This window comes from Anaerovibrio sp. (assembly GCF_024697385.1).
Classification (GTDB): Bacteria; Bacillota; Negativicutes; order Selenomonadales; family Selenomonadaceae; genus Anaerovibrio.
Genome location: NZ_JAILFV010000071.1, coordinates 1 through 24,285, shown reverse-complemented (window position 1 = coordinate 24,285; position 24,285 = coordinate 1). Strand labels below are relative to the sequence as shown.

Annotated in this window: 20 protein-coding genes, 1 other RNA gene, 2 pseudogenes and 1 riboswitch; of the genes and pseudogenes, 3 read left to right on the top strand and 20 right to left on the bottom strand. The window is 44.2% G+C overall.

All coding sequences use genetic code 11. From position 1 onward, the window contains the following. Nucleotides 1-183 precede the first annotated feature (183 nt). The 7 genes from codY to K6C05_RS03470 form a co-directional block, all read right to left on the bottom strand. On the bottom strand, nt 184-996 hold the full coding sequence (gene codY, locus K6C05_RS03500) for a GTP-sensing pleiotropic transcriptional regulator CodY (RefSeq protein WP_296731281.1): 813 nt from the start codon (nt 994-996) through the stop codon (nt 184-186). A 122-nt stretch (nt 997-1,118) separates the two neighbouring features. Further along, nucleotides 1,119-2,507, bottom strand: coding sequence for an ATP-dependent protease ATPase subunit HslU (gene hslU, locus K6C05_RS03495; RefSeq protein WP_296731280.1), 1,389 nt, complete (start codon nt 2,505-2,507; stop codon nt 1,119-1,121). Nucleotides 2,508-2,526: 19 nt separating this feature from the next. Further along, nucleotides 2,527-3,069, bottom strand: a complete 543-nt coding sequence (gene hslV / locus K6C05_RS03490; RefSeq protein WP_296731276.1) for an ATP-dependent protease subunit HslV — start codon at nt 3,067-3,069, stop codon at nt 2,527-2,529. 17 nt (nt 3,070-3,086) lie between these two features. Continuing rightward, on the bottom strand, nt 3,087-4,397 hold the full coding sequence (gene trmFO / locus K6C05_RS03485) for a methylenetetrahydrofolate--tRNA-(uracil(54)-C(5))-methyltransferase (FADH(2)-oxidizing) TrmFO (protein ID WP_296731273.1): 1,311 nt from the start codon (nt 4,395-4,397) through the stop codon (nt 3,087-3,089). Beyond that, nucleotides 4,390-6,534 (bottom strand): type I DNA topoisomerase, encoded by a 2,145-nt coding sequence (topA, locus tag K6C05_RS03480; RefSeq protein WP_296731348.1) that lies wholly within the window; start codon nt 6,532-6,534, stop codon nt 4,390-4,392. The genes trmFO and topA overlap by 8 nt, the downstream gene beginning before the upstream one ends. Before the next feature lie 132 nt (nt 6,535-6,666). After that, the gene (gene dprA / locus K6C05_RS03475) at nt 6,667-7,767 is read right to left on the bottom strand and encodes a DNA-processing protein DprA (RefSeq protein ID WP_296731270.1); all 1,101 of its coding nucleotides are present in this window, start codon (nt 7,765-7,767) and stop codon (nt 6,667-6,669) included. A 241-nt stretch (nt 7,768-8,008) separates the two neighbouring features. Continuing rightward, nucleotides 8,009-9,058: a nicotinate phosphoribosyltransferase gene (locus K6C05_RS03470; protein ID WP_296731267.1), complete on the bottom strand. Its 1,050-nt coding sequence runs from the start codon at nt 9,056-9,058 to the stop codon at nt 8,009-8,011. Nucleotides 9,059-9,279: 221 nt separating this feature from the next. Here K6C05_RS03470 and K6C05_RS03465 point away from each other — a divergent pair, with 221 nt between their 5' ends. Beyond that, on the top strand, nt 9,280-9,636 hold the full coding sequence (locus tag K6C05_RS03465; RefSeq protein ID WP_296731264.1) for a dihydropteroate synthase: 357 nt from the start codon (nt 9,280-9,282) through the stop codon (nt 9,634-9,636). Between the two features lie 161 nt (nt 9,637-9,797). Then, the gene (folB, locus tag K6C05_RS03460; protein ID WP_296731262.1) at nt 9,798-10,160 is read left to right on the top strand and encodes a dihydroneopterin aldolase; all 363 of its coding nucleotides are present in this window, start codon (nt 9,798-9,800) and stop codon (nt 10,158-10,160) included. 169 nt (nt 10,161-10,329) lie between these two features. On the opposite strand, the gene K6C05_RS03455 is transcribed toward folB, so the two are convergent. From K6C05_RS03455 to K6C05_RS03415, 9 genes and pseudogenes are all read right to left on the bottom strand, one after another. Beyond that, complete coding sequence (locus K6C05_RS03455) at nt 10,330-10,992, bottom strand: NlpC/P60 family protein (RefSeq protein ID WP_296731259.1); 663 nt, start codon at nt 10,990-10,992, stop codon at nt 10,330-10,332. 5 nt (nt 10,993-10,997) lie between these two features. Continuing rightward, a riboswitch (cyclic di-AMP (ydaO/yuaA leader) is annotated at nt 10,998-11,148 on the bottom strand. A gap of 17 nt (nt 11,149-11,165) precedes the next feature. After that, nucleotides 11,166-11,514: RNase P RNA component class A (gene rnpB, locus K6C05_RS03450), an RNA gene on the bottom strand. Between the two features lie 81 nt (nt 11,515-11,595). Next, nucleotides 11,596-12,246, bottom strand: coding sequence for a thiamine phosphate synthase (thiE, locus tag K6C05_RS03445; RefSeq protein WP_296731257.1), 651 nt, complete (start codon nt 12,244-12,246; stop codon nt 11,596-11,598). Nucleotides 12,247-12,305: 59 nt separating this feature from the next. Next, nucleotides 12,306-13,112 (bottom strand): Nif3-like dinuclear metal center hexameric protein, encoded by an 807-nt coding sequence (locus K6C05_RS03440; RefSeq protein ID WP_296731254.1) that lies wholly within the window; start codon nt 13,110-13,112, stop codon nt 12,306-12,308. Next, nucleotides 13,112-13,786: a class I SAM-dependent methyltransferase gene (locus K6C05_RS03435; RefSeq protein ID WP_296731251.1), complete on the bottom strand. Its 675-nt coding sequence runs from the start codon at nt 13,784-13,786 to the stop codon at nt 13,112-13,114. The genes K6C05_RS03440 and K6C05_RS03435 overlap by 1 nt, the downstream gene beginning before the upstream one ends. 156 nt (nt 13,787-13,942) lie before the next feature. Continuing rightward, a pseudogene (rpoD, locus tag K6C05_RS03430) lies at nt 13,943-14,665 on the bottom strand (RNA polymerase sigma factor RpoD); the annotation flags it as partial. A 327-nt stretch (nt 14,666-14,992) separates the two neighbouring features. Then, a pseudogene (locus K6C05_RS11000) lies at nt 14,993-15,646 on the bottom strand (sigma-70 factor domain-containing protein); the annotation flags it as partial. Nucleotides 15,647-15,781: 135 nt separating this feature from the next. Then, entirely contained in the window at nt 15,782-17,581 is a 1,800-nt protein-coding gene (dnaG, locus tag K6C05_RS03420; RefSeq protein WP_296731249.1) for a DNA primase, read from the bottom strand. 213 nt (nt 17,582-17,794) lie between these two features. After that, on the bottom strand, nt 17,795-18,787 hold the full coding sequence (locus K6C05_RS03415) for a deoxyguanosinetriphosphate triphosphohydrolase (RefSeq protein ID WP_296731247.1): 993 nt from the start codon (nt 18,785-18,787) through the stop codon (nt 17,795-17,797). Between the two features lie 317 nt (nt 18,788-19,104). Between K6C05_RS03415 and K6C05_RS03410 the strand changes: the two genes are divergently transcribed. Continuing rightward, entirely contained in the window at nt 19,105-19,317 is a 213-nt protein-coding gene (locus K6C05_RS03410; protein ID WP_296731244.1) for a hypothetical protein, read from the top strand. A 116-nt stretch (nt 19,318-19,433) separates the two neighbouring features. Here K6C05_RS03410 and K6C05_RS03405 read toward each other — a convergent pair whose 3' ends face one another. The 4 genes from K6C05_RS03405 to K6C05_RS03390 all read right to left on the bottom strand — a co-directional run bounded on the left by K6C05_RS03405 (nt 19,434) and on the right by K6C05_RS03390 (nt 24,198). Next, nucleotides 19,434-20,744: a nucleobase:cation symporter-2 family protein gene (locus tag K6C05_RS03405; RefSeq protein ID WP_296731242.1), complete on the bottom strand. Its 1,311-nt coding sequence runs from the start codon at nt 20,742-20,744 to the stop codon at nt 19,434-19,436. 151 nt (nt 20,745-20,895) lie between these two features. Then, nucleotides 20,896-22,956 carry a glycine--tRNA ligase subunit beta gene (gene glyS, locus K6C05_RS03400; protein WP_296731240.1) on the bottom strand — a complete coding sequence of 687 codons (2,061 nt, stop codon included), beginning with the start codon at nt 22,954-22,956 and terminating at the stop codon, nt 20,896-20,898. Further along, on the bottom strand, nt 22,956-23,837 hold the full coding sequence (gene glyQ, locus K6C05_RS03395; protein WP_296731238.1) for a glycine--tRNA ligase subunit alpha: 882 nt from the start codon (nt 23,835-23,837) through the stop codon (nt 22,956-22,958). The genes glyS and glyQ overlap by 1 nt, the downstream gene beginning before the upstream one ends. A 175-nt stretch (nt 23,838-24,012) precedes the next feature. Then, nucleotides 24,013-24,198 (bottom strand): hypothetical protein, encoded by a 186-nt coding sequence (locus K6C05_RS03390; protein ID WP_296731235.1) that lies wholly within the window; start codon nt 24,196-24,198, stop codon nt 24,013-24,015. Between the last annotated feature and the right edge of the window lie 87 nt (nt 24,199-24,285).

The window sequence follows — 24,285 nt, the reverse complement described above, 5'->3', positions numbered from 1 at the left end:
TTAAAAAAAAGCAGGGCAATCTCTTATAAAGCTCCCTGCATTGAAAAAATCCATATGTTTTAAACTTAAAATCCAATATACCTAAAAATTATTAACTTTTTTCATTTACATAATTCTTTTATCAAGGACACCCTATCCCAAACAAAATCATGCGATAAAAGCGAAAATAACTTACCCTTTGGCCTAATTTTTTCCTGGATCCAGGATTAATTTTTCCTTGGCCATTTCTGCTATACCTTCTATCAGGTAATCATTCAAAATACTTATATGCGTCCCCTTCATTCCCTGGGATTCAGGAAATACCACCCCGGCCGATGCCAGCTTACGAAGGGCATTGACAATTACCGACCTGGTTATGCCCAGCTTATCGGCAATCTTTGATGCGTTTACTACACCCACCTTACCATCCAGTTCAGCAAAGATGTTGACCGTTGCCACAGCCTCAGAAAATGACAATGTGCGAAGGGCCATTTTTACATGAGCCCGCTGCTGATTTTCTTCCTGATTCTTGCGTGCCTGGTCATGGAGCATTTCCATTCCAACAACTGCAGCACCGTATTCAACAAGCAACAAATCATCATTGGTAAAGTCTTCATTATATCTGGCCACTATCAATGTCCCAATGCGCTCACCCACACCGTATATCGGCACAATAGTGGTATTTTTTCCATGGAATTTACATGGTGTCTCCGAATCATCCACAAAAGCACACAGGCCTGATTTTGACCTGAGATTTGCCGAGGTTTCATCTATTTTATTAAGCCAGTTGACATAATGCCGCGGAAATTTTTTTACAGCCACTACATTATCCACCATCAGACTGCATTCGAAATCGTCCTGGAATGCATATCCCTGAATTTCTCCTTCAATGTTTACAATATATGTATTGGCATCGATAACATTACTCAGGACAGTTGCTATCTCCTTGTATTGCACATTGTGAAACCGTTGCAGCACTCTATTTATTTTTCTCGTTTTCTCCAAAAGTGTTGCCATTGTTTATCCTCCCACAAGTCATTTGTTCTCATGGTGTATATTCTATCATAAAAATTAAAAATAATCACAAAATTTGTGATTATTTTTAATTTTTTATTTATTTTAACAAAATTTAAACGGTCTTAAAGAATGAACTGACTCACATCCTGGTTAACAACAATTTCCGCCAAGGCTTCATCCACATATTTTTCATCGACAACCACATGCTTTTCTTCCATATCAGGGGCCTCGAAGGACAGATTCTCCAACAGCTTTTCCAAAATTGTATGCAGACGCCGGGCTCCAATATTCTCATTTTGATTGTTAACATCACAAGCCAGCTTGGCCACCCGTTCCACAGCTCCGTCAGTAAACTCGAGGTCTATCCCCTCAGTTCCCATAAGAGCCTTGTACTGTTTAATCAAAGCATTTTGCGGTTCAGTCAATATCCGTTTGAAATCATCCTTATCCAGGGCAGTAAGCTCCACTCTTATCGGAAAACGCCCCTGCAGCTCCGGTATAAGGTCAGATGGTTTGGCAATATGAAAAGCACCGGCAGCAATAAAGAGAATATGATCTGTTTTGACCGGTCCATATTTGGTCATAACCGTAGAACCTTCAACGATTGGCAGTATATCTCTCTGCACGCCTTCACGGGAAACATCAGCCCCACCGTGATTACCGCTGGATGCTACCTTGTCTATTTCATCCAGGAAGACAATACCACTGTTTTCAGCCAGACTGATTGCTGCTTCAGTTACCTCTTCCATATCAACAAGCTTCATGGCCTCTTCCTGCTTGAACAGCTTGCGGGCATTCTCCACTGTAACCTTACGCTTACGGTGTTTTTTCGGCATCATGCTTCCCAACATATCCTGGAGATTGTCCCCCATGCCTTCCAGGGATGACCCCGCAAACATTCCTACAATCGGCTTGTTGGTATCCTCTACATCAATTTCAATCAACTTATCTTCGTATTCACCGGCCAACAGCTTTTTGCGGCACCATTCACGACCGGCCTGATACTGTTTAGGTTCATTTTCTGTATCCTCATCACCAGCTTCTTCTGTGCCGCCAAATAATTGTCCAAAAGGATTTACCACAGATTTTTTTGGTTCAGGAACCATTACATCCAAAATCCTTTCCTCGGCCAGCTCTGCCGCTTTTTCCTGTACCTCCTCTAACCTGGAGGCACGCACCATGCGGACTGCCGTCTCAGCCAAATCCCTGATGATGGACTCTACATCCCGTCCTACATAGCCTACTTCAGTAAATTTAGTGGCCTCAACCTTTATAAAGGGTGCCTGAACCAGCTTGGCCAATCTACGGGCAATTTCGGTCTTACCCACTCCGGTAGACCCAATCATCAAAATATTCTTGGGCACAATATCGTCTTTCATGCTTTCACTGTCAAGCTGCCGGCTGCGCCAACGATTGCGAAGGGCTATAGCCACTGAGCGTTTGGCTTCACGCTGCCCCACAATATATTTGTCCAACGCTTCAACAATCTGTCTAGGTGTCTGTTCATTCATATTAATGTTCCCCCAACAACTAATCCAATTCCTCAACCTTTATGTTGTGATTTGTATATACGCATATATCAGCTGCAATAGTAAGTGCCTCCTTGGCAATGTCCGCCGCTGACATATCGGTATGTTTGACCAATGCCCTGGCTGCCGACAGTGCATAAAAGCCTCCGGACCCAATGGCCCCTACAGCACCATCCGGCTCAATGACCTCACCATTACCGGATATCATCAACAAATTTTCTTTATCAGCCACCAGCAGCAACGCTTCCAGCTTCCTTAAGACCTTATCTGTACGCCATTCCTTGGCAAGCTCCACAGATGCCCGGGGAAGATTTCCGTTATAGGCTTCAAGGGTGGCCTCAAATTTTTCAAAGAGGGTAAACGCATCCGCTACAGACCCGGCAAAACCGGCCAGAACCTTGCCATGATAAAGGCGCCGTACCTTGCGGGCATTAGCCTTCATGATGGTATTCTGTCCAAAGGTAACCTGCCCATCACCAGCTATTGCTGTTTTACCATTATGCTTAACTGCCACTATTGTAGTGGCATGAAACTGTGTATCCATAAAATCTCCCCGCTTCCTCACAGATGTTGCCTGAATTTCTCCAATATCGAAAGTGCCCGCTCAGCAATTCGTTGTTTTTTTAATTTTTTATCGCGAATCTTTTCCTTAATGGGGCTCATAATACCAAAATTAACATTCATAGGCTGAAAATGCTTGGCCGGCGCAGTAGTAATGTAATGGCAAAGGGAGCCATGGGCTGTCTCCTGTGGGAATACAACCGGTGATCGGCCCTGACATATTCTTGCTGCATTAAGTCCTGCCACAAGCCCGGAGGCAGCAGATTCTACATACCCCTCCACCCCGGTCATCTGCCCGGCAAAAAACAATCTCTCATTTTCCTTGAACTGCATGGTGGGAACCAGCTTCTCAGGTGAATTGATAAAAGTATTACGGTGCATGACACCATATCTTACGAATTCAGCATTTTCCAACCCGGGAATCATACCGAATACCCTGCGTTGCTCAGGCCATCTTAAATGAGTCTGAAACCCCACCATATTGTATAATGTCCCATCTGCATTATCCTGTCTGAGCTGTACCACAGCGTATGGCAATTTACCATCGGCAGGATTTACCAATCCAACCGGTTTCAATGGGCCGAAAAGCAAAGTATCCTCGCCCCTGGATGCCATCTCTTCCACCGGCATACACCCTTCAAAAAAAATCTCTTTTTCAAAATTATGGGTTTCAGCCTTTTCTGAATTGATCAATTCCTTCCAGAAGCTGGAATATTCCTCCTTGTTCATGGGGCAATTAATATAAGCCGCCTCGCCTTTATCATACCTGGAGGCCTTCCATGCCTTGGTCATGTCTATGGAGTCCAAGGTAACAATAGGAGCTGCGGCATCATAAAAATAAAAATAATCCTGCCCCATAAGACGCCCTATTGACTCGGCCATTTTGCCATCCGTCAGGGGTCCTGTAGCTATAATGGTGACTGCATCATCCTCAAAAGGTATATCCTCAAGCTCTTTATGAATCACCTTGATCATAGGATGCCCTGTGACCTTGTCTGTGATGTATCGGCTAAAACCTGTACGATCAACTGCCAGAGCTCCGCCAGCAGGTACCCTTGTAGCATCTGCAGCTTCTATAACTATGGAGCCCAGGCGACGCATCTCCTCCTTCAGGACACCGACTGCATTTTCCAGTCCGGCTCCCCTAAGAGAATTGCTGCAAACCAGCTCCGCAAATAAATCCGTTTTGTGCGCAGGCGTCTTCTTGATTGGACGCATCTCATAAAGATCAACATGAACCCCTTGCCGGGCACACTGCCAGGCTGCCTCACTGCCGGCCAGGCCTGCCCCAACAACTATAATTTTATCCATCTTTTTCCTCTTTTGCTTTTTCAGATTTTTTCTTTTGCTTTAAAAGTTCTTTATTGATAGGATTGTCTATTCTGGTCTCGCACTTATCGTTATAGCAGTACAATACTCCCCGGCCATTGCGGTAATAATGCTTAAGCTGCAGAGAGCCACATTTTGGGCAGGTCTCCTTTTGAGGAGTATCCCAGGTGGCAAAATCGCATTCCGGATATCTGCTGCAACCGAAAAAGGTCTTACCCCTACGGGTTTTCCTACCTACGATATTACCGCCACATTTAGGGCATATAGCCCCTGTTTCCTTCAAAATAGGTTTGGTGTTTCGACACTCCGGAAATCCCGGACAAGCCAAAAACTTACCAAATCTACCCTGCTTTACCACCATCATTCTGCCACATAATTCACAGGGAACATCTGATACCTCAACAGGCAGCTCCACATGGCCAATTGCCGCATCTGCCTTTTCCAAGGTTTCTGAAAAAGCTCCATAAAATTTCCGCAAAAGTGTCAGCTTGTCCACTGTCCCTTCTGCAATACTGTCCAGCTCACCCTCAAGGCCTGCCGTAAATTTGACATCAACTATATCCTTAAAGTACTCCTGCAGCATGTCCACGACAATGATACCCAGCTCCGTAGGCTGGAAATTCTTGCTTACCCGCTGTACGTATCCTCTGGCCAAAATAGTTTCAATAATTGGTGCATAGGTACTCGGACGCCCAATGCCTGCTTCCTCAAGGGTCTTTACCAGTGAAGCATCGTTATACCGTGGAGGTGGTTCCGTAAAATGCTGCACAGGCTCAACCTTCATCAGCCTGATTTCATCTCCCACTGACATTTCAGGCAATACAACATCCTTTTCCTTGGAATCAGCCATGGTATAAACCTTCATAAAGCCCGGGAATTTCATTTTTGAGCCATTTGCCTTCAGAACAAATTCCCTGTCCTTATACACGGAAGCATTGTTTTTAATCTGCACTGCAAGCATGTCAAATACTGCAGGCACCATCTGGCTTGCTATAAATCTCTGCCATATCAGCTGATAGAGCTTAAACTGTTCCTTGCTCAGATACTTTTCGATGGAGGACGGTGTCAAAGCCGCACTTGTTGGCCTGATAGCCTCGTGTGCATCCTGTGCCTTTTTGCCGGCCTGATATACATTTGCCTTGGCAGGATAATATTCCCCACCATATTCAGATAAAATGTAATCCTTGGCCTCCTGCACAGCCTGCTCAGATATACGGGTAGAGTCTGTACGCATATATGTTATAAGACCCACAGGCCCCTTACGCCCCAGGTCAATACCTTCATAAAGCTGCTGGGCTACCATCATTGTCCGCTTGGAGGTAAAACCCAGCTTTCTGGCAGCATCCTGCTGCATGCTACTGGTGGTAAAAGGCGCGGCTGCCTTGCGTACGCGCTGGCGTTGCTTGATGTCATCCACCAGCCATTTGCAGTTTGCCATGGCCTCCTTGACAGCGTTTGCCTCATCACCGTTATCGATCTTGAGCTTTTTACCGTCAATAAGTGTCAGCTCACCCTCAAATTGTGATGAAGTACCTTTTTTTAATTTGGTGCCTACCGTCCAGTATTCAACGGAGACAAAATCCATGATTTCCTTTTCCCGATCACAAATCAGCTTGACTGTTACGGACTGGACACGACCTGCACTCAGCCCCTTCCTGACCTTGCGCCAAAGGAGCGGACTGAGCTTGTACCCCACAATACGGTCAAGCATACGCCTGGCCTGCTGAGCATCCACCATATCCAAATTAATGGCATGTGGCTCTTTTACAGCAGCCTGAATAGCCGGTTTGGTTATTTCATTGAATACAATACGACAATCTGATTTGCTGTCTATATCAAAAAGATATGCCAAATGCCATGCTATAGCCTCACCCTCACGGTCCGGGTCAGAGGCCAGGTAAACCTTATCCGCTTTCTTGGCTTCTTTTTTTAATTCCCTTATAAGATCGCCCTTGCCCCGAATATTGATGTATTTAGGTGCAAAATCATTATCAACATCTATAGCAAACTGACTCTTGGGCAAATCGCGCAAATGTCCCATGGATGCCTTGACTACATATCCTTTACCAAGATATCGCTCAATGGTTTTTGCCTTGGTAGGAGACTCAACAAGAACCAATATGCTCTTGTTTGTCTTGGAAGAGCTCCTTACAGTTTTCTTGGTTGTTCTTCCCTTTCCAGACGATTTACCTGTTTTAGCTGCAGTTATTTTTTTTTCATTTTGCGTCACACTCACAAAATGTCCCCCTTTTTATTTTTTTACATACAGATTGGATTCATCGCTTTGTATCAATCCCTTGAACTCCATCTGTAGAAGCAAAAAAGCTACATTAGCCGGATCTGAACCATGTAATTTATAAATTATTTCATCTATGGACATAGGTATATCAGGTGATAAAAGGGAATAAACTCGTTCCTCATCACCTGACAATGAAAAATTCCTTTCCATATTACCATTTTTTTCTGATAAAGTCTTCACTTTTATTATATCACTATACTCTGACATTATATCCCTGGTGTCAAGTACCAGCTTGGCCCCCTGCTGAATCAGCTTGTTACAGCCCAGGCTTCCGGGAGCAAAAATGCTTCCGGGTACAGCAAAAATATCCCTGCCGACACTTAATGCCAATTCTGCTGTTATCAGGGAGCCACTTCGCTCGGCGGCTTCTACCACCAGTACTCCACGGGCCATTCCGCTTATTATCCTGTTACGAGCAGGAAAATTATGCTTCAGCGGTGGAGTGCCGGGTAAATACTCAGAAATTACTGCTCCTTTTTCAGCAATGTCCGCCAACAGTTTTTTGTTGGAGGTGGGATACACCACATCGATTCCACATCCCAGCACAGCCTCTGTCGTGCCTGCACTCAGTGCTCCCTTATGACTTTCTGTATCGACTCCATAGGCAGCTCCACTTACAACTGACACCCCTAAGGACGCCAAATCAACGCTGAACTGTTTGGCTGCTGCCCGTCCATAGGGTGAGATTTTCCTGGACCCCACAATGGCAATGCGAAGCTTATCATTTTGAAGAGTTCCACGATAAAACAAAACGTATGGGGGATCAAATATTTCCTTTAAGTTTTTTGGATACACATCATCATTGATATCGCAGATACTTATATGCTGAGATTCACATTTTTCTGCAAGACTGTATGGCAGGTCCTCATTGGTTTTCCTGAAAGCCAAAAAAGCTTCTTTACTGCTGTCATCCAAAATACACGCCTTGGTAATATCAGCTACCCGGGCCTTCCAAACAGCCTCAGCAGTCCCCCATAAATTCAATAATCTCCTCAGCTTTGCACTATTCAAGCCCGGAGAATTTTGCAATATGCCTAAATAATATTTTTCCATATGCTGCTCCTACTAATAAATATAATTATATATCTTAATTTTATTAATTTTAGTAGTATATGCAAATGTTTTTTTTAGGATATATAGCTTTTGATTTATCACCGGGCATAAAGTCGTTACATAAAAAATCTGCAGCAAAAACACATTGCTGCAGATTCTATTTTAATTTGTGAACAGTTCATCCCAGAAGGCGTATAACACCATCAGGAATACCAGAACAAATACTGCCAGATCACCCATATCATACATCCTCAAGGCGCGGATTGTCACTATAGGCACGACCGGCCTTTGCACAAGGCTTACCATCAACCAAAACTATATCGGCTGTAAAATCAGCATTAGTGGCAAAGATATTGCTGCCAACTGCATAAACATCAACAGGCACATGATTGGTTTCAAAGAGTCTGATTCTCTCCGGGTTAAATCCACCGGAAACCATTATCTTTACATGGTTAAAGCCTTCATTATCCAAGGCTTCGCGAACATTCCGCACAAGCTGCTCGTTAACACCAGTCGGCTTAAAGTGTCCCATCTGTCCAATCAAGGATACATCCACCATTTTTTCAGAGGTATCCAGACGAACTCCATACAGCTTATCGCCCAATTCCCGTGCCACCTTCAGGCTGGTGCCCACGCAATCATTATTGAAATCAACTAATGCCACACGACTGATTTTAGGGTCAATATACTCATCAAACATTTGTGTAGCCTTTAAGGTATCACCACCACAAGCTGCAATCAGTGCATGTGGAATAGTACCGGCAGCCTCAATCCCCCAGGTTATTGCATTGGCCGGAGTAGAAACATTGGCCATTCCGCCAATCTTTGCTGCATATCCATCCCCCTTCTGAACCGCATAATGATCAAATCTCGACGGGAAGAATAATACCGGCTTGCCATTGGCAGCTTCCACCGCCTTGGCACAGTTGGTTGCTACCTTTGTCTGACGGGCAATGATGCCAAGATAAACTGTCTCCAAATGGCTAAAATCCGCCAAATCGCCCTCGATGGTCATAACAGTTTCCCAAGGCTCAATCTTATCACCATCATGCAGTGCACGAATTTTAATTTTCTCAGGATGGTATGAGCATTTTTTTATTAATGCAATTGCCTCATCTATCCCACACAGGGTAGCATAATCACGCTGGAAAATCTGCATCGTAACAGTTGGATGATAATTAGCCTGATTAAGGATTTCCTGAGTGCGCAAAAAATAAATATCGCTATACAAACCACTCTTGATTTCGTCTACCGGAAAGTCAAAGCTTTCTGGACTAAGCCTCTTAGCCATAAAAAATGACGCCTCCTAAAAATAAGCTTCCATTCTGATTAGCATTCACAAAAATTCGATTTTATACATACAACAACGAACCAGTGCCCTCCAATGATATCCTGAAGCGCTGGATATTATCGGAGGATAATCATAAAGCAAGCTCCATGTTATGTCATATGACATGTTATTATGATACAATGAAAGCACAGACAAACGCAATAGAAAAAGGAGAATTTCCCATGGAAAGCAATATAATAGCAATATCCCCGTCATCCATTTCCGATATCAGTGCAGAATTATCTGCCATAGGTGTTTCTGCCAGAGGCATTGAATTAATGAAGGAAAAAATGCTTTTTCATGTCATAAAAATAGAAAAGGTTGATACCCGTGCTGCCAATATCATAAAACAGACCATGCTTAGTCAGGGAGCCGAAGCGGCAGTATCCTCAGGAACTATAAATCTCCGGGACTCCCATACGGATGTGATAATCGGCGCCACCGTGCAGCAATTAAGGCTCGGTATAACCAGACTCAAGGAACAGCCTTGGGGTTTGCGGGCCATTGCACTGGAGCTTGAAAAACAGTTTTTAATATAGGACAAAATGCCAGCAGGAAAAACCACATAATTGGCGAATAGATAAATTAACATTATCAATCAAATCGGCTTTTCTGTGTTCTTCCGAAACAGCTCTATGCTTCAGAAGGATGCGGATATTTAAGGCTGATTATGATATTATACCAAAAGGAGTGGATTTTAGTGGCAAAAATCAAAATTGTCAATATGATGTTCTATGGATTTAATGGTCTGTACGAATATGAGCGGGAACAGGGGCAAAAGTTTTATTTTGATGTGGAGGTTACTACAAAAAATGACAAGGTTGTTGAAACCGATAACCTTGATGACACCATCGATTCAGGCGCTATTTATGCCGTGGTAAAGGACGCTGTCGCCAATAAGCGTTTCCGTCTGCTACAGGCATTGGGCGGTCATATCGGAGACAAGCTCCTGGCTCAGTATTCTGTTATTGCGGAAGTAAAAGTAACTATCAGGAAACCAAATGTACCTATATCCGGTCCGTTGGATTATGTACAGATTGAGATTGTACGAAAAGCTCAATGATTACAGACATAATTATCCACTAACACCGGGTAAAAAACGGCTTGGCAAAGCACACATAAACAAGGAGCAGTTCTGTTCAAAAATGAATGTGAACTGCTCCTTTCTTCTGCTGTCCTTAAGTGATGTTTGCAAAAAAAATGACGGAGATAAATATCTCCGCCAGGAAAAATTAATATACTCTGCGTGCACCGATATAGCATGAGCCCCAATAAGAGCTATACAAGGAATCAATGGCAACACCGCGACTGGATGAAGCATTGATAAATGAGCCATCGCCCAAATAAATACCTACATGGGATGCCCCATAATCATATGTTGAAAAGAACACCAGATCACCAGGTATCAATTCACTTCTGGATACCGGCATACCAACCTCATATTGTGCATCAGCAGTACGAGGTAAATAAATACCAGCACTGGCAAATACATAACGCACATATCCTGAGCAGTCAAAGCCACTAGGACTGGTGCCGCCAAATACATAAGGGACACCAATATAATTCATGGAGTTGGCAATTACACGACGGGAAACTGAATTGTAGCTACGGCTTACCTGTGGCATCTCTCTCCCCATTAATGCGGAGTATGTAGATGGGCCTACCAACCCATCAGCATTTAAGCCCTGAGCCCGCTGAAACATTTTAACAGCTTCTACAGTAGCCGGTCCAAAATCACCATCTGCAGCTACATCATAGCCCAAGCTGGCGAGCTGACCCTGAATCTCAGCAACATCATTTCCCTGGTCTCCCATACGAAACGCCGAAGCACTACATACAGAAAGACAACACATCAAAAGCATGGATAGCGCAAAAATACGCACAATCTTACCCAAAAAGACACTCCTCTCTCTATGCCTACGAGGTTAGCTGTCGGGTTAGGGCAGAGAAGACTACCCTTTAAGATCAGAAGCTTAATTTACATCTGATGTTCATTCACCCCAAGAATTTGGTTCCCCCGCTCCGTGAGCTGGATTAGGCCTTCTATATATATAGCTCATCATATATGGTCATGAGTGATCAATAAGCCGAGTTCTGTACCGCCAAGGCGGTGACAATCATTTATCTGGATTGCCAGTTACCTGACAATTCTAGCGACACACCCGGAAGATCGGCGGGCCACCTCATATTCTTCCCTATTCGGTCTTGCTCCATGTGGGGTTTATCAAGCCAGCCAGTCACCTGACTGCTGGTGCGCTCTTACCGCACCTTTCCACCCTTACCTGAAAACAGGCGGTTTCCTTTTCTATGACACTTTCCCTGGGGTTGCCCCCGCTGGACGTTATCCAGCACACTGCCCTATGGAGCCCGGACTTTCCTCAAACGAATAAATCGTCAGCGATTGTCTTTCACACTCACAACAATGTCATTATATCACTGTATATACACCCTGTCAAACCGCCGGTCGCTTTTTTGAGCATATCATGATGATATAATGATTATTTTCTGATGTTATTTGTTAGGTTTTGGATTTTTTGTTCGATATTCTCTGACTGAGTGATATCAGTAACTACAGCTATATTTCGTGCCCCATGTTCCCAAACTTCAGAAATATTTTCCTCTTTTATTCCACCAATGGCAACAAAGGGTAATTCAGAGCTATTTGCAGCATATTCAACATAACTGAATCCCACCGGAACGGCAGATGCCTTTGTCATGGTAGGAAAAACCGGTCCCACACCAACATAGTCAATAACACCTTTAAGACTGTTGGCGCGGTCAAGTTGCTCCGGAGAATGTGTTGACAGCCCTATTACCATATTCTCTCCCACCAGTTTCCTCACCACTGCCGGAGGTAAATCCTCCTGACCGATATGCACGCCATCTGCATCCACAGCCAGTGCCAGATCGACAAAATCGTCAATTATAAAAGCAGCCCCATATTCACGGGTGAGCCCTCTCAGCTTCACGCACTCTTCATATCGGTCCAGTCCTGCTTTCTCCTTTTCCCTGTATTGTATAAAGCGTATCCCTGCCCTGAGCATAGCATGTACAACCTCATAGTTATTGCGTCCCAGGGATGCTTTTTCAGCTGTAATCCCATAGATTGGAAATGTTTTGAATAATTCCATTGTTTCACTGCGCGTCATTATTGCCACCACCATTCAACTAACATAAATAAAAGAACATCCTTAGTCGGATTCTTGCCTCACTTAAGGACAATACTGAAATAATCCTTGGATATATCATCCTCTATAACCTCCACAGCTTGATCAAGCTTCCGTATTTCGGTCCTTAAATATTCGGCCAAAGCCCTCACAACCGGAAATTCCGTAGCAAAATGCCCGGCATCTATAAGGTTAATTCCCTGACGCATGGCCTGCTGAGCCTCATGATATTTAATATCACCGGTGATATATACATCGGCTCCACAAAAAGCTGCCTTGCTTATGAAGTCACCGCCGGCACCACTGCAAAGAGCGACTTTTTTTACCATATCCCTGCCACCTTTTACTATGCGGACACAATCCGTTTCCAAACTGTGACATATATTTTTTGCATAGTCCTCCAGCAGAATTTCCTGTGAAAGGTACCCTATCCGTCCCATACTTTCCTCAGGATAATCCTGGCAGGGTACAAATCCATCGATGTTTTCCAATCCGCACATCCTGGCCAAAATATCATTGCACCCTCCTTGGGCAATATCCAGGTTGGTATGGGCAGAATACACCGCAATATTGTGCGTCAAAAGTGCCTGAATCAACTTACCCACCCAGGCATCCGTGCGTATACTCATAAGGCCCTTGAACATTACTACAGGATGATGACTTATTATCATATCCGCGCCTTTTTCAATGGCTTTTTGTACCACTGGCAGACTGACATCCAGGCATACCATGATTTTTTTGACCTGCTGTTCCGGATTACCTACCTGCAGCCCGGGATTGTCCCAGTTTTCAGCCAATTTTTTTGGTGCTATTTTCTCTATGAGTCCCATTACTGTCTGGCATTTCATTATAGGTATTCCTCCAAAACATTTATTTTATGCTGAATATCTGCTATCTTACCTGCAGTGTTGCTTCCACCCTTCTGCAGTCCCGCAAAAATTTTTTTAAGGGTGTTCAGATTATTAATCAGGTGTTCGTGAAACAATGGTGGCCGTTCCTTTAATAAGACCGGCCCCAAAATCAGCCCTGCTTCACTTGGCATATCACAGGTTCCCGGGACAGCCTTAATAATTTGATACAGTCTTGAATCCACCTTTGCCAGTTTTTCAGCCTCTATTTTCCACCCGTTTTTATACAGCCAGCCCCGAAGATAATCACAGCCATTTTGTGGCTGCAGCACCATAAAGCTTAATGACTGTACAATCTCCCGGCCAGCTTCAAGAATATCGGCTTCAAGCTTACCGCCCATACCTGCAATGCATATAGCATCTACCTCACCAGGGCTGAGTACGGTCAGCCCATCCCCCTGCCGCACCTCTATAAGGCCATCACACCCTGCCTCGGCAATGGTATGCCTCGCAGCAGCACACGGTCCGGCATTAAGGTCTGCAGCTATAACTCTTCGCCCACTGTTCAACCTGTACAATTCAATAGCCAGATAGGCGTGATCTGTACCAATATCAGCAGCACTGCTGCCTATAGGGACTAAATCCGCCACAGCCCTTAATCGCTCATCTAACATTTCCCACCTCAAGCACAAATCAATTCATCCAATACCGCCGGTTCCCAGGTTGTTCATCCATAATAACGATAGTAATCCTATGTATACCGGGGGCTATACATCATACACTAAAAAGGGGACTGTTACCACCAGCCCCCTTCTATAGACAAATATTACTCAGTCCAGAAAATCCTTTAATTTTCTGCTGCGTGTTGGATTGCGCAGCTTCCGCAATGCCTTGGCCTCAATCTGACGGATACGCTCCCTGGTAACACCAAAGCTTTGCCCCACTTCTTCCAAAGTACGGGCTCTGCCATCTTCTATACCAAATCTGAGTACCAATACCCTTTTCTCACGCTCTGTGAGGGTCTCAAGGACTTCTGTCAGTTGCTCCTTGAGCATCATAAAGGATGCCTGTTCTGCAGGCGCCGGAGCATCATGATCCTCAATGAAATCACCAAGATGAGAATCTTCCTCCTCACCTATTGGAGTCTCCAACGAAACCGGTTCCTGGGCTATCTTCATGATCTCCCTCACACGGTCTACGCTTATATCCATCTTTTTCGCAATTTCATTTGGCTTTGGATCACGCCCCAAATCCTGCACCAGCTGTCTGGTGACACGAATCAGCTTGTTAATGGTCTCCACCATGTGGACAGGAATACGGATAGTTCGCGCCTGATCGGCTATCGCCCTGGTAATGGCCTGTCTGATCCACCATGTAGCATAGGTACTAAATTTATAGCCCTTGGTATGATCAAACTTTTCCACAGCCTTTATAAGTCCAAGATTGCCTTCCTGAATCAAATCCAGGAACAGCATTCCACGGCCTACATATCTTTTGGCTATACTTACCACCAGTCTCAAATTAGCTTCAGCAAGCCGCTTCTGAGCATCCTCACCATAGGCTTTGGCTGCATACAAATCACTGATTTCAGTTTCAGACAGCGGTTCAATCTCAATCTCTACATTGCCCAGCTTCTCATCATATTTTTCAAATAATTCGTTGTCAAAATCTGTATCCTCAGTGATATTTTCCTTGTACTGCTCAACCAGTGAAGAAATCATTTTGTTTTTCAGATGCAGATATTTACGGGCAATATTGTTATTATCAAGATTTAAAAGCCTGGTCCATTCAGATATCGGTCGCAGGCTGTCACGGCCGGCATTACCATCCTCCTTGACAACAGCATCAGCTGCAATGCACAATTCAGCAGAAACGCCTGCCTCCATGCGCCGTGCCAACTCTTTTTCCTCAGGGCCTGTTAAAAGAGGAACCCGGCCTATCTCCTTAAGATACATTCTAACCGGATCATCTATGCTTACTCCATCAGGTATATTAATGCCGACCTCTACATCGACATCATCCTCATCCTCAGGTTTATCAACATCATCTTCTGACACATTATCATCAAAAGAAACTTCTACACCATTTTTGCTGAACTTATCAACTATAATCTCATCCAACTCTTCCGGAGAAATATCCTGCTTATGCAAAGCTTCTATAATTTCCCCTGCAGTAATCCTGTTACCATTAATCCTTGCCTGCTCAACCAGTTCAGCAAAATTAGTAGCCTCATTTTCTGCAGAATTGACTGCATCACCAGTATCAGATGTCTTCTTGCTCTTTTTTGCGCTTGTGGTTTTTGCATCCTTTGCACTTATCGACTTTGCATCTTTTGCACTTGTTTTTGTGTCTTTTTCACTTGTTTTTGTGTTTTTTGCACTTGTTTTTGCATTTTTTGCACTTGTCTTAGTGTCCTTTGTGGCCTTAGTTTTCTTGGATTGACCTGTAGCACTTTTTGCAGTGGATTCACTTTTTGCAGCTGTTTTGGCAGTCTTTTTAGCTGTAGTCTTCTTAGGCTTCTTTTCCTGCTCCATCTCAGCAGATGTAGTATTCTTTTTGACTGTTCCCTGTTTAGCCACGGCTACTTCTTCTGTCAAATCAGCTTCCTCAACCTTTTTTCTTCTCCCCGCCATTGATAAACCTCCTTTCTCTATAATAATGCTGGTCCATTACTCATTAACACCTTGTAATTCATCCATTTCATGCTTAATTTTCTGACTGAGTGCCAGTTCATCATGATATTTTTCATCTCCCTGGCGATACAGATTGTCTGCAGCCATAGAATGAACTTCATACTGTCCAGCCAGATAGTGCCTGCGCAACTGTCGCACACAGGCTTCATATAATATAGAATTATCTTCCTCTCCCAGGTCCTCCACTAAAGCTCTTGATAACTCAGCCATCGCTTCCTCACCTAATTGTGGAAGATTGATTATATCCTTAACTGTTTCTCCCTTTGTGTACTTATCAGCCAATTCGTTTAAAATCTGCCGATGCAGCTCATTTGGAAGAGATTCTATTGGTACCATGCTGACAAAATGGTCTATAACTGCCGGTTCTTCCCAAATCATGCGAATTATGACCCGTCCTGACCGATTGGTAGCATTTTCCACCTTACGAACGGCCTTTCTCACATCCTTGGCAGTTTTTTGCATGTTAACCACCGCATGGCCTTTTTTGGTCAACTCTGCTAGTATATCATTTTCTGACACACTTAGCAATTGTGCAACCTTGGAAACATAAGCCGATCTTTCAGCCGTATTTTTTATCCCACCCAAAACAGGCAACATTTCAGTCAGTGTCCTAAGGCGTCCCTCCAAACCATTAATATCACTATGGGATATAATATGCTTCAGCTGAAATTCCACTACCGGGACAGCCTTTGCAATAACCTTTTTGAACTCTTCTGCACCATGCTTCTGAATAAATTCATCCGGATCCTTTCCATCAGGAAGCTGTACCACCTTCACCTCGGCATTGGTCTCAGCGGCAATAGTAACAGCTCTTGCGATAGCTTCCTGCCCGGCATTATCACTGTCATAGCAAAAATAAATTGCTGGTGCATAACGCAACAGCTTTTTGCACTGCTCAACCGTAAAAGCCGTTCCCAGAGACGCCACAACATTCCGGATTCCAGCAGCAACTACCGAAATAACATCCATGTAGCCTTCAACTACAACTGAAAAACCCGCCTGGGAAATATATCTATGGGCCTTATCCAGACCAAACAACAGTCTGCGTTTATTAAACAGAACCGTTTCCGGTGAATTAAGATATTTGGGCTGACCTTCGCCGATAATTCGACCACCAAAACCGCATACACGACCCCTTTCATCCATAATAGGTATCATCACACGGTTACGGAAGCGATCATATTCACCATTGCCCTGCTGCCTCTTGACAGCCAGTCCACTTTCCAGCAACAGGCTGTTACTAATGTTTCTTTTGGCAAAGGCACTGCTCAGCTTGTCCCAAGCATCTGGTGCAAAGCCCAGTTTAAACTCCTTGATGGTTTCATCATCTATCCCGCGCCGGTGAAAATATTCCAGTCCGGCAACGCCATAATTTGTCATAACCAGACAATTATGAAAGAAATTGACCGCCATCTCATGAACTTCACGCAGCTCGGATACTTTTTTCTCCCTGGCCAGCTCCTGAGGAGATTTTTCCCGCTCAGGCAATGGAATATTCAATCGCTCAGCCTGAAGAACTATTGCATCATAATATGACACATTTTCTATAAGGGATATAAACTTAAAAATGTTGCCACCCGCATGACAGCCAAAGCAGTAGAAAAAACCATCATCAGGTTTCACTGAAAATGATGGTGTGTCCTCCTGATGGAACGGACAGCATCCCCAATATCGGTTTCCCCTGCGTTTGAGCTGCACATAGGTAGAGACTACAGAAACAATGTCCGATTCACTTCGGACCCGTTCCACGAATTCCTCTGGCAACCAAATTGCCATTCTTACCTCATCCTTTACTCAACGCAATAAAACAGTGCAAAAAGATTTCTTACTGCATAGAATATTGATGCCGAACTACCAACAATCAACAGCTGAAATTCAGAATCAACAGCCACGCCATTTAAACCCCTTTTGCACTGTTTATATTCAATAAAAAAATAAAATATCCTTTTTTTTGTAAAATTTATCTTGACAAATACCCTATAAGCTATTTTACATAGCTCCTATTGGTGGTATATATATTTCATTAAACAGGTGGACAGCATAGCTGTCAGTAATGCCTGCAACATAATCCACCACTGTCTGTTCAAGCCCCCATTCACTTTGCCTCTGCTGAAATTCCAGTGGCATATGGTCAGGATTTTTGGAAAAATGACGATAAAGCTGCTCCAGGACAAATACAGCCTGCTCACGCTCTTTCGCCAGCCGGTCGGAATGATAAATATTCTCAAACATAAAATCCCGAAAAACATCCATTGCCTCACTCATTTCCTTGGAAAAGGAAATGTCCTTGGTCCCTTCAGAGGTAACAATTACATCTGAAACCATTGCCGTAATCATTTTTGATGTATCTACACCTATCCTGTCCATAACCAGTTTGGGCAAGCTGGCAGGCTTCAGGAAATCAGCCCGCATGCTGTCATCAAAATCATGGCATAAATATGCAATGCGGTCAGCCCAGTGCACAATTTTCCCCTCCAGGGTAAAAGGCTGTATTTTCCCGCTATGATGCACTATCCCATCCATTGTTTCCCGGGTGAGATTCAGTCCCTTGCCACCCTTTTCAAGATATTTAACTACCCGCAGACTTTGCTCATTATGGGCAAAATGCCCTGTCAGGGTGTTAAGTATTGCTTCCCCTGCGTGACCAAAGGCCGTATGGCCAACATCATGGCCCAAGGCAATGGCCTCTGTCAGATCCTCATTCAGTCGAAGACTCCTGGCAATTGTTCTGCCAATCTGCGCAACCTCAAGACTATGGGTCATCCTGGTTCTGTAATGATCTCCCGAGCTGATGTATACCTGAGTTTTATGCTTAAGACGGCGAAAAGCCTTTGAATGTATAATTCTGTCCCTGTCACGCTGAAATCTGCTGCGATAATCGCAATCCGGCTCCGGATATTCACGCTCCGCCTCCTGGCTTTTTGCAGCCTCAGGAGCCAAAAGCACATATTCGTTTTTTTCAATGCGTTCCCTCACATTCATTCAAAGCACCACCTTTACAACATATATCATCAGATTTATGCACATATTAATTATAACGCCATTGTTCAAATTTTTCTTCTTTAGAAGAAAAATCTTCCAATTAGCGTTTCAACGAGCTGGGAGATATGCTAGCCAGCTGTTGTAGTTTGTTTTCCCCCACCTAAAGAGGAAGGGGACATCTTAAAGCTCGTTATACAACAAACCTATCATTTTGCTTAATTCATGTCAAGGGGCGGATTCCCACGAAAAACAGTATACATATTTTACATGATTATGATATAATATACTAAATTATGTTTTAGAGGGGAGAGTTATGAATGACCAAGGAAGCCATCGAAGCTATTCTTAAGGAGAAAATTGCCGTAGAGCGTAGTAAACTGCCAACTCATGAATATATTGACCTCAATGCAGTTTCAAACGGCCGCGGTGTAGCTGATGCAGGTTTACTTTATATCCAGGCTGTTGATACTGCTTTGGATATCATGAGCAAATCATTAGCAGGAGCTCTGTCTGAAATCATAAAGGATTAATCTTGTTTTGTGATGTTATGACATTGCTTCCAGCATTATTCATATGATCACCGTATAATCTAAAAGGAACCGTTGGTGCAACCTATGACGTTGCTGAACGGTTCCTTTTTATTTTGTTATTTATCCATTTCTTTAGGCAATACCAGATTGAGAATTACTGCAACTATAAACACCACAGCGACACAGTTGCCGGCAAAAATATCCTGAACAAACTGCGGCAGTGAATGCCATATTGCAATTTCGCTTGGCGCTGTCGCACCAATTCCTATTGAGAAGGAAAGTGCAGAAATAATTGTATTTCTCTGATTAAAACCGGATTCTGACATCATATTGATTCCACTGACCATGATAGAACCAAACATGATGATAGTACAACCACCCAATACAGGATCAGGTAATGAGGCAAAGATCGCTCCAATTGGGGGAAACAGTCCCGCCATAATCATGCATAACGCTCCAGTCATTATTGTGAAGCGGTTTACCACCTTAGTCATGGCAATCAGACCAACATTTTGGCTGAAGGATGTTACCGGAGGACAGCCAAACAGAGAAGACAGTGAACTGGCGAAACCATCACAGGCCAACGAGCCTGAAATCTCACGCTCCTTTATGGGTCTGCCAAGTCCGGTAGCCGTCATTGCAGAGGTATCACCTATGGTTTCAGCTGCTGACACCATAAAGATAGTAACCATCGTCAGAATAGCATGTATATTAAATTCCGGGGCAAAGGGAATAAATACCGGTATGGAAATCACCCCACCCGAAAATATGCTGGAGATATCCACCATGCCATAAGCTATAGCCGCCACATACCCCACTATCAGTCCCGCCAACACCGAAAGCTGCTTGAGAGGTCCCTTGGCAATAATGTTGAAAAGCAGGCACACTACCAGGGTAATGGTACCCACAATCAGATTATCCGGATTACCAAAAGAGTCATTATATCCTCCTCCGAAAGAACGAATACCTACGGTCAACAGGGAATATCCTATGGCTGTAACAACTGTGGACGCTACTATTGGAGTAATCAGTCGCCGCCAATATTTGGCAAAAAGGCCTAAAAATCCCTCGCAGATACCACCTACCAATATGGCACCAATAGCAGCATTATATCCATACACAGTTACCACCATGCACAGGGCAGATACAAAGGTAAAGCTCACCCCCATTACAATAGGCAGCCTGGAGCCTATCCTCCATACCGGATATAATTGAATCAGCGTTGCAATACCCGCTATCACCATTGCATTCTGGATGAGCATGGCCGTGTTATCCCTGCCCAATTGTGCTGCCCCTGCAACGATTACTATGGGAGTAATATTGGCTACAAACATTGCCAGTATATGCTGAATACCATATGGCAGTGCCTTAAAAAACGGCACCCGCCCATCTAATTTATAAATGTTGTTTATATCAGCAGTTGTCATCTGATCCTCCTCAAAAAATACAATCCGGACCATCCAATTGAAGACATCTGCTTATGCTGCCTTCACCCAAATCGGCCCAGGTGATACGGACATTCGCCCCTTAAAAACCTGAAGTGCTGCCAAGGCAGCACTTCAGTCATAAGCATCCTGTTTATGCCAAAACAATTTTACTGAAATCAGCTATTTTGCATATCAGCCCGTCAACCGCTTTGAGCATACCAAGGCGGTTGTTCTTTATCTTTTCATCCTTGTCCATGACCATAACTGCATCAAAGAATCCATCAATCGGGGCAGACAATTTTGCAAGTCCGGCAATCGCTCCGCCATAGTTCTGAGCTGCAATCAGTTCATCCACCTTGGCTGATGTATCAACAAAAGCATCATACAAAGCCTTTTCAGCATTATCAACAAACAGCTTTTCATCACACCCGGCTTCAACAGCATCAACCTTGCGTGAAATATTGCCGGCACGGTTAAATGCCTGGATAACAGAATCCATCCCCTTCTTAACAGCTTCATCCACAGCCTTTGCCCTAAGAGTTGTACCATAAATATCGTCAATATCTACGAATACAGCATCCACCACATCATAGCGGATATCTGCCTCTGAAAGTACATTCTTCAGGCGCAACTTCATAAAATCAGCCACATCTGACTGCATCTTCTGACGGTCTTTGACACCAGAAATGTTCAGCAAGTCCATTGACTGATCCACCAGCCCGGCAAGAGATATATGATATTCAGCTTCTATCAGCATATTCACCATTCCAAGGGCCTGACGGCGCAGGGCAAACGGATCCTGTGAGCCTGTAGGAATCAACCCTCTGCTGAAGGTAGCAACTAAGTTATCAATCTTGTCTGCCAAGGATACAATACGCCCAGCCACAGATGCTGGCTGACCATCACCGGCACTTCTTGGCATATAGTGCTCATCAATAGCCTGAGCAACAGCCTCAGTCTCACCGTCCAAAAGTGCATATTCCCGGCCCATAATGCCCTGAAGCTCAGTAAATTCAGTAACCATACCGGTTACCAAATCAGCCTTGGCCAGTTTTGCTGCCCTCATGGCATCCTTTTTATCCTGAGCTGATACCTTAAGCGCATCAGCAATGTAAGCAGCCAGCTTCTCAAGGCGTAATGCCTTATCGTAAATTGAACCAAGACCTTCCTGGAATACTACTGTCTTCAGCTTGTCCCCATGCTCCTCCAGAGACTTCTTCCGGTCCTCATCAAAGAAGAATTGTGCGTCCTCCAAGCGGGCACGAAGCACCCTTTCATTACCATGCTGAACAATTTCCAGATGCTCGCGGCCACCATTTCTGATAGTGATAAAGAGTGGCATCAGCTTTCCGTCCTTCAGTACAGGAAAATAGCGCTGATGGTCACGCATCGGGGTAATAACCGCTTCAGCCGGTAATTTCAAATACTTGTCATCAATAGTTCCACAAAGGGCAGTTGGATATTCTACCAGGTAGAGTACCTCCTCCAGAAGGCCCTCTTCAATCTGGGCCTTGCCGCCCTTTGACTCTGCCAAATCAATGATCTGCTGACGAATCATATCCCGACGGCGATTGTGATCAACGATAATAAACTGCTCCTCACAGGCTTTTTCATAACTATCGGCACTCTTGATTTCAAAATCTCCCTCTGACAGGAAACGATGCCCACGGGAAACACGCCCAGATTTCACATTGGCAGTTTCAAACTCAATAACCTCATCACCATAGAGGCCTACCAACCAGCGCAGTGGACGAATGAATTTATAATCAAGATTGGCCCAATGCATATTATTGGGAAAAGTCAGGCCATCCACCAAACCCTTTAAAGTATCACTTAGGAGTTCCTTGGTATCACCGCCTACTTCGTGAACCATGGCATATACATAGCCATCCTTGGTAACCAGGTCCTTGGCATCAACGCCCTGCCCACGGGCAAATCCCTGGGCGGCCTTGGTAGGATTGCCATCTGCATCAAAAGCAATATTTACAGCTGGTCCACGATTTTCTTTGGAAAGGTCTGCCTGTTTTTCATTCAGGCCTTCCACAACAAGAGCCAACCGGCGTGGAGTTCCCATTGTCCTCACCGAAGCAAAGGACAGACGCATTTCCTCAAAAGTCCTCTCAGCATTTTCCTTCAGCTGGGAAATAATGCCAGGCATTGCATAAGCTGGAATTTCCTCAGTACCGATTTCTAATAATAAAGTCTTGCTCATTATGCCTTATTCCCCTTTCCCATCATTGGATAACCCAAGTCCTCACGCTGCTTCAGATAGCAGGCAGCGCACAGGCGGGCCAGCTTACGGACCCGGCCAATGAACTCAGCGCGTTCTGATACAGAGATAGCTCCCCGGGCATCTAACATGTTAAATGTATGAGAGCATTTCAATACATAATCGTAGGCCGGATGAACATAGCCCTTCTCAATTACACGGACAGCTTCCTTTTCATATTTGTCAAAGAGCTCAAACAGCAGGTCAGCGTCTGAAAGATCGAAAGCATAGGTAGACTGCTCAAATTCATTCTGGTGGAATACATCACCGTAGGTATAGTCGCCAACCCACTGAATATCATAAACATTTTCTACCCCTTGGATATACATGGCTAAACGCTCAAGACCATAGGTTATTTCTACAGCAGTAGGCTTGATATCCTGACTACCTACCTGCTGGAAGTAAGTAAACTGGGTAATTTCCATTCCGTCCAGCCAAACCTCCCAGCCCAGACCCCAAGCGCCGAGAGTAGGGGATTCCCAGTTATCCTCAACAAAACGGATATCATGTTCCTTTGGATTAATCCCCAAACGCTCCAAAGATGCAAGATACAGCTCCTGAATATTATCAGGTGAAGGCTTCATTATTACCTGAAACTGATGATGCTGATACAGACGGTTAGGATTATCACCATATCTGCCATCAGCAGGCCGGCGGGAAGGCTCAACATAAGCCACATTCCATGGCTCAGGTCCCAAAACACGCAAAAAGGTAAATGGATTCATGGTGCCGGCACCTTTTTCCACATCATAAGGTTCGCCCAGGATACAGCCCTGTTCTGACCAGAACTGCTGAAGGGCCAGGATCATTTCCTGATATTTCATAAGAGTTTGCCTCCTTCTAGTTTGTTACAGAAATAAAAAATCCCTGTAACATCGATTAATAATGTTACAGGGACGAGATAACCCGCGGTTCCACCCTGCTTGAATGCCAACGCATTCCGCCTCAATGGATATTTACTTTACGCTCCAAAGTGCCATTCATCCCAACAGCAGGCTTTCACCGCCCCTGCTTCGCTAAAACGGGATTACTCCTCTTTTTCATTGCAATAGGAATTCTATCAAAAATACCTTCAAGTGTCAACCTGATAATAGTTTGATCCCCCCCTAAAGAGGAAGGGGACATCTTAAGCTCGTTATAACGCCATTGTTCAAATTTTTCTTCTTTAGAAGAAAAATCTTCCAATTAGCGTTTCAACGAGCTGGGAGATATGCTCGCCAGCTGTTGTAGTTTGTTTTCCCCCACCTAAAGAGGAAGGGGACATCTTAAAGC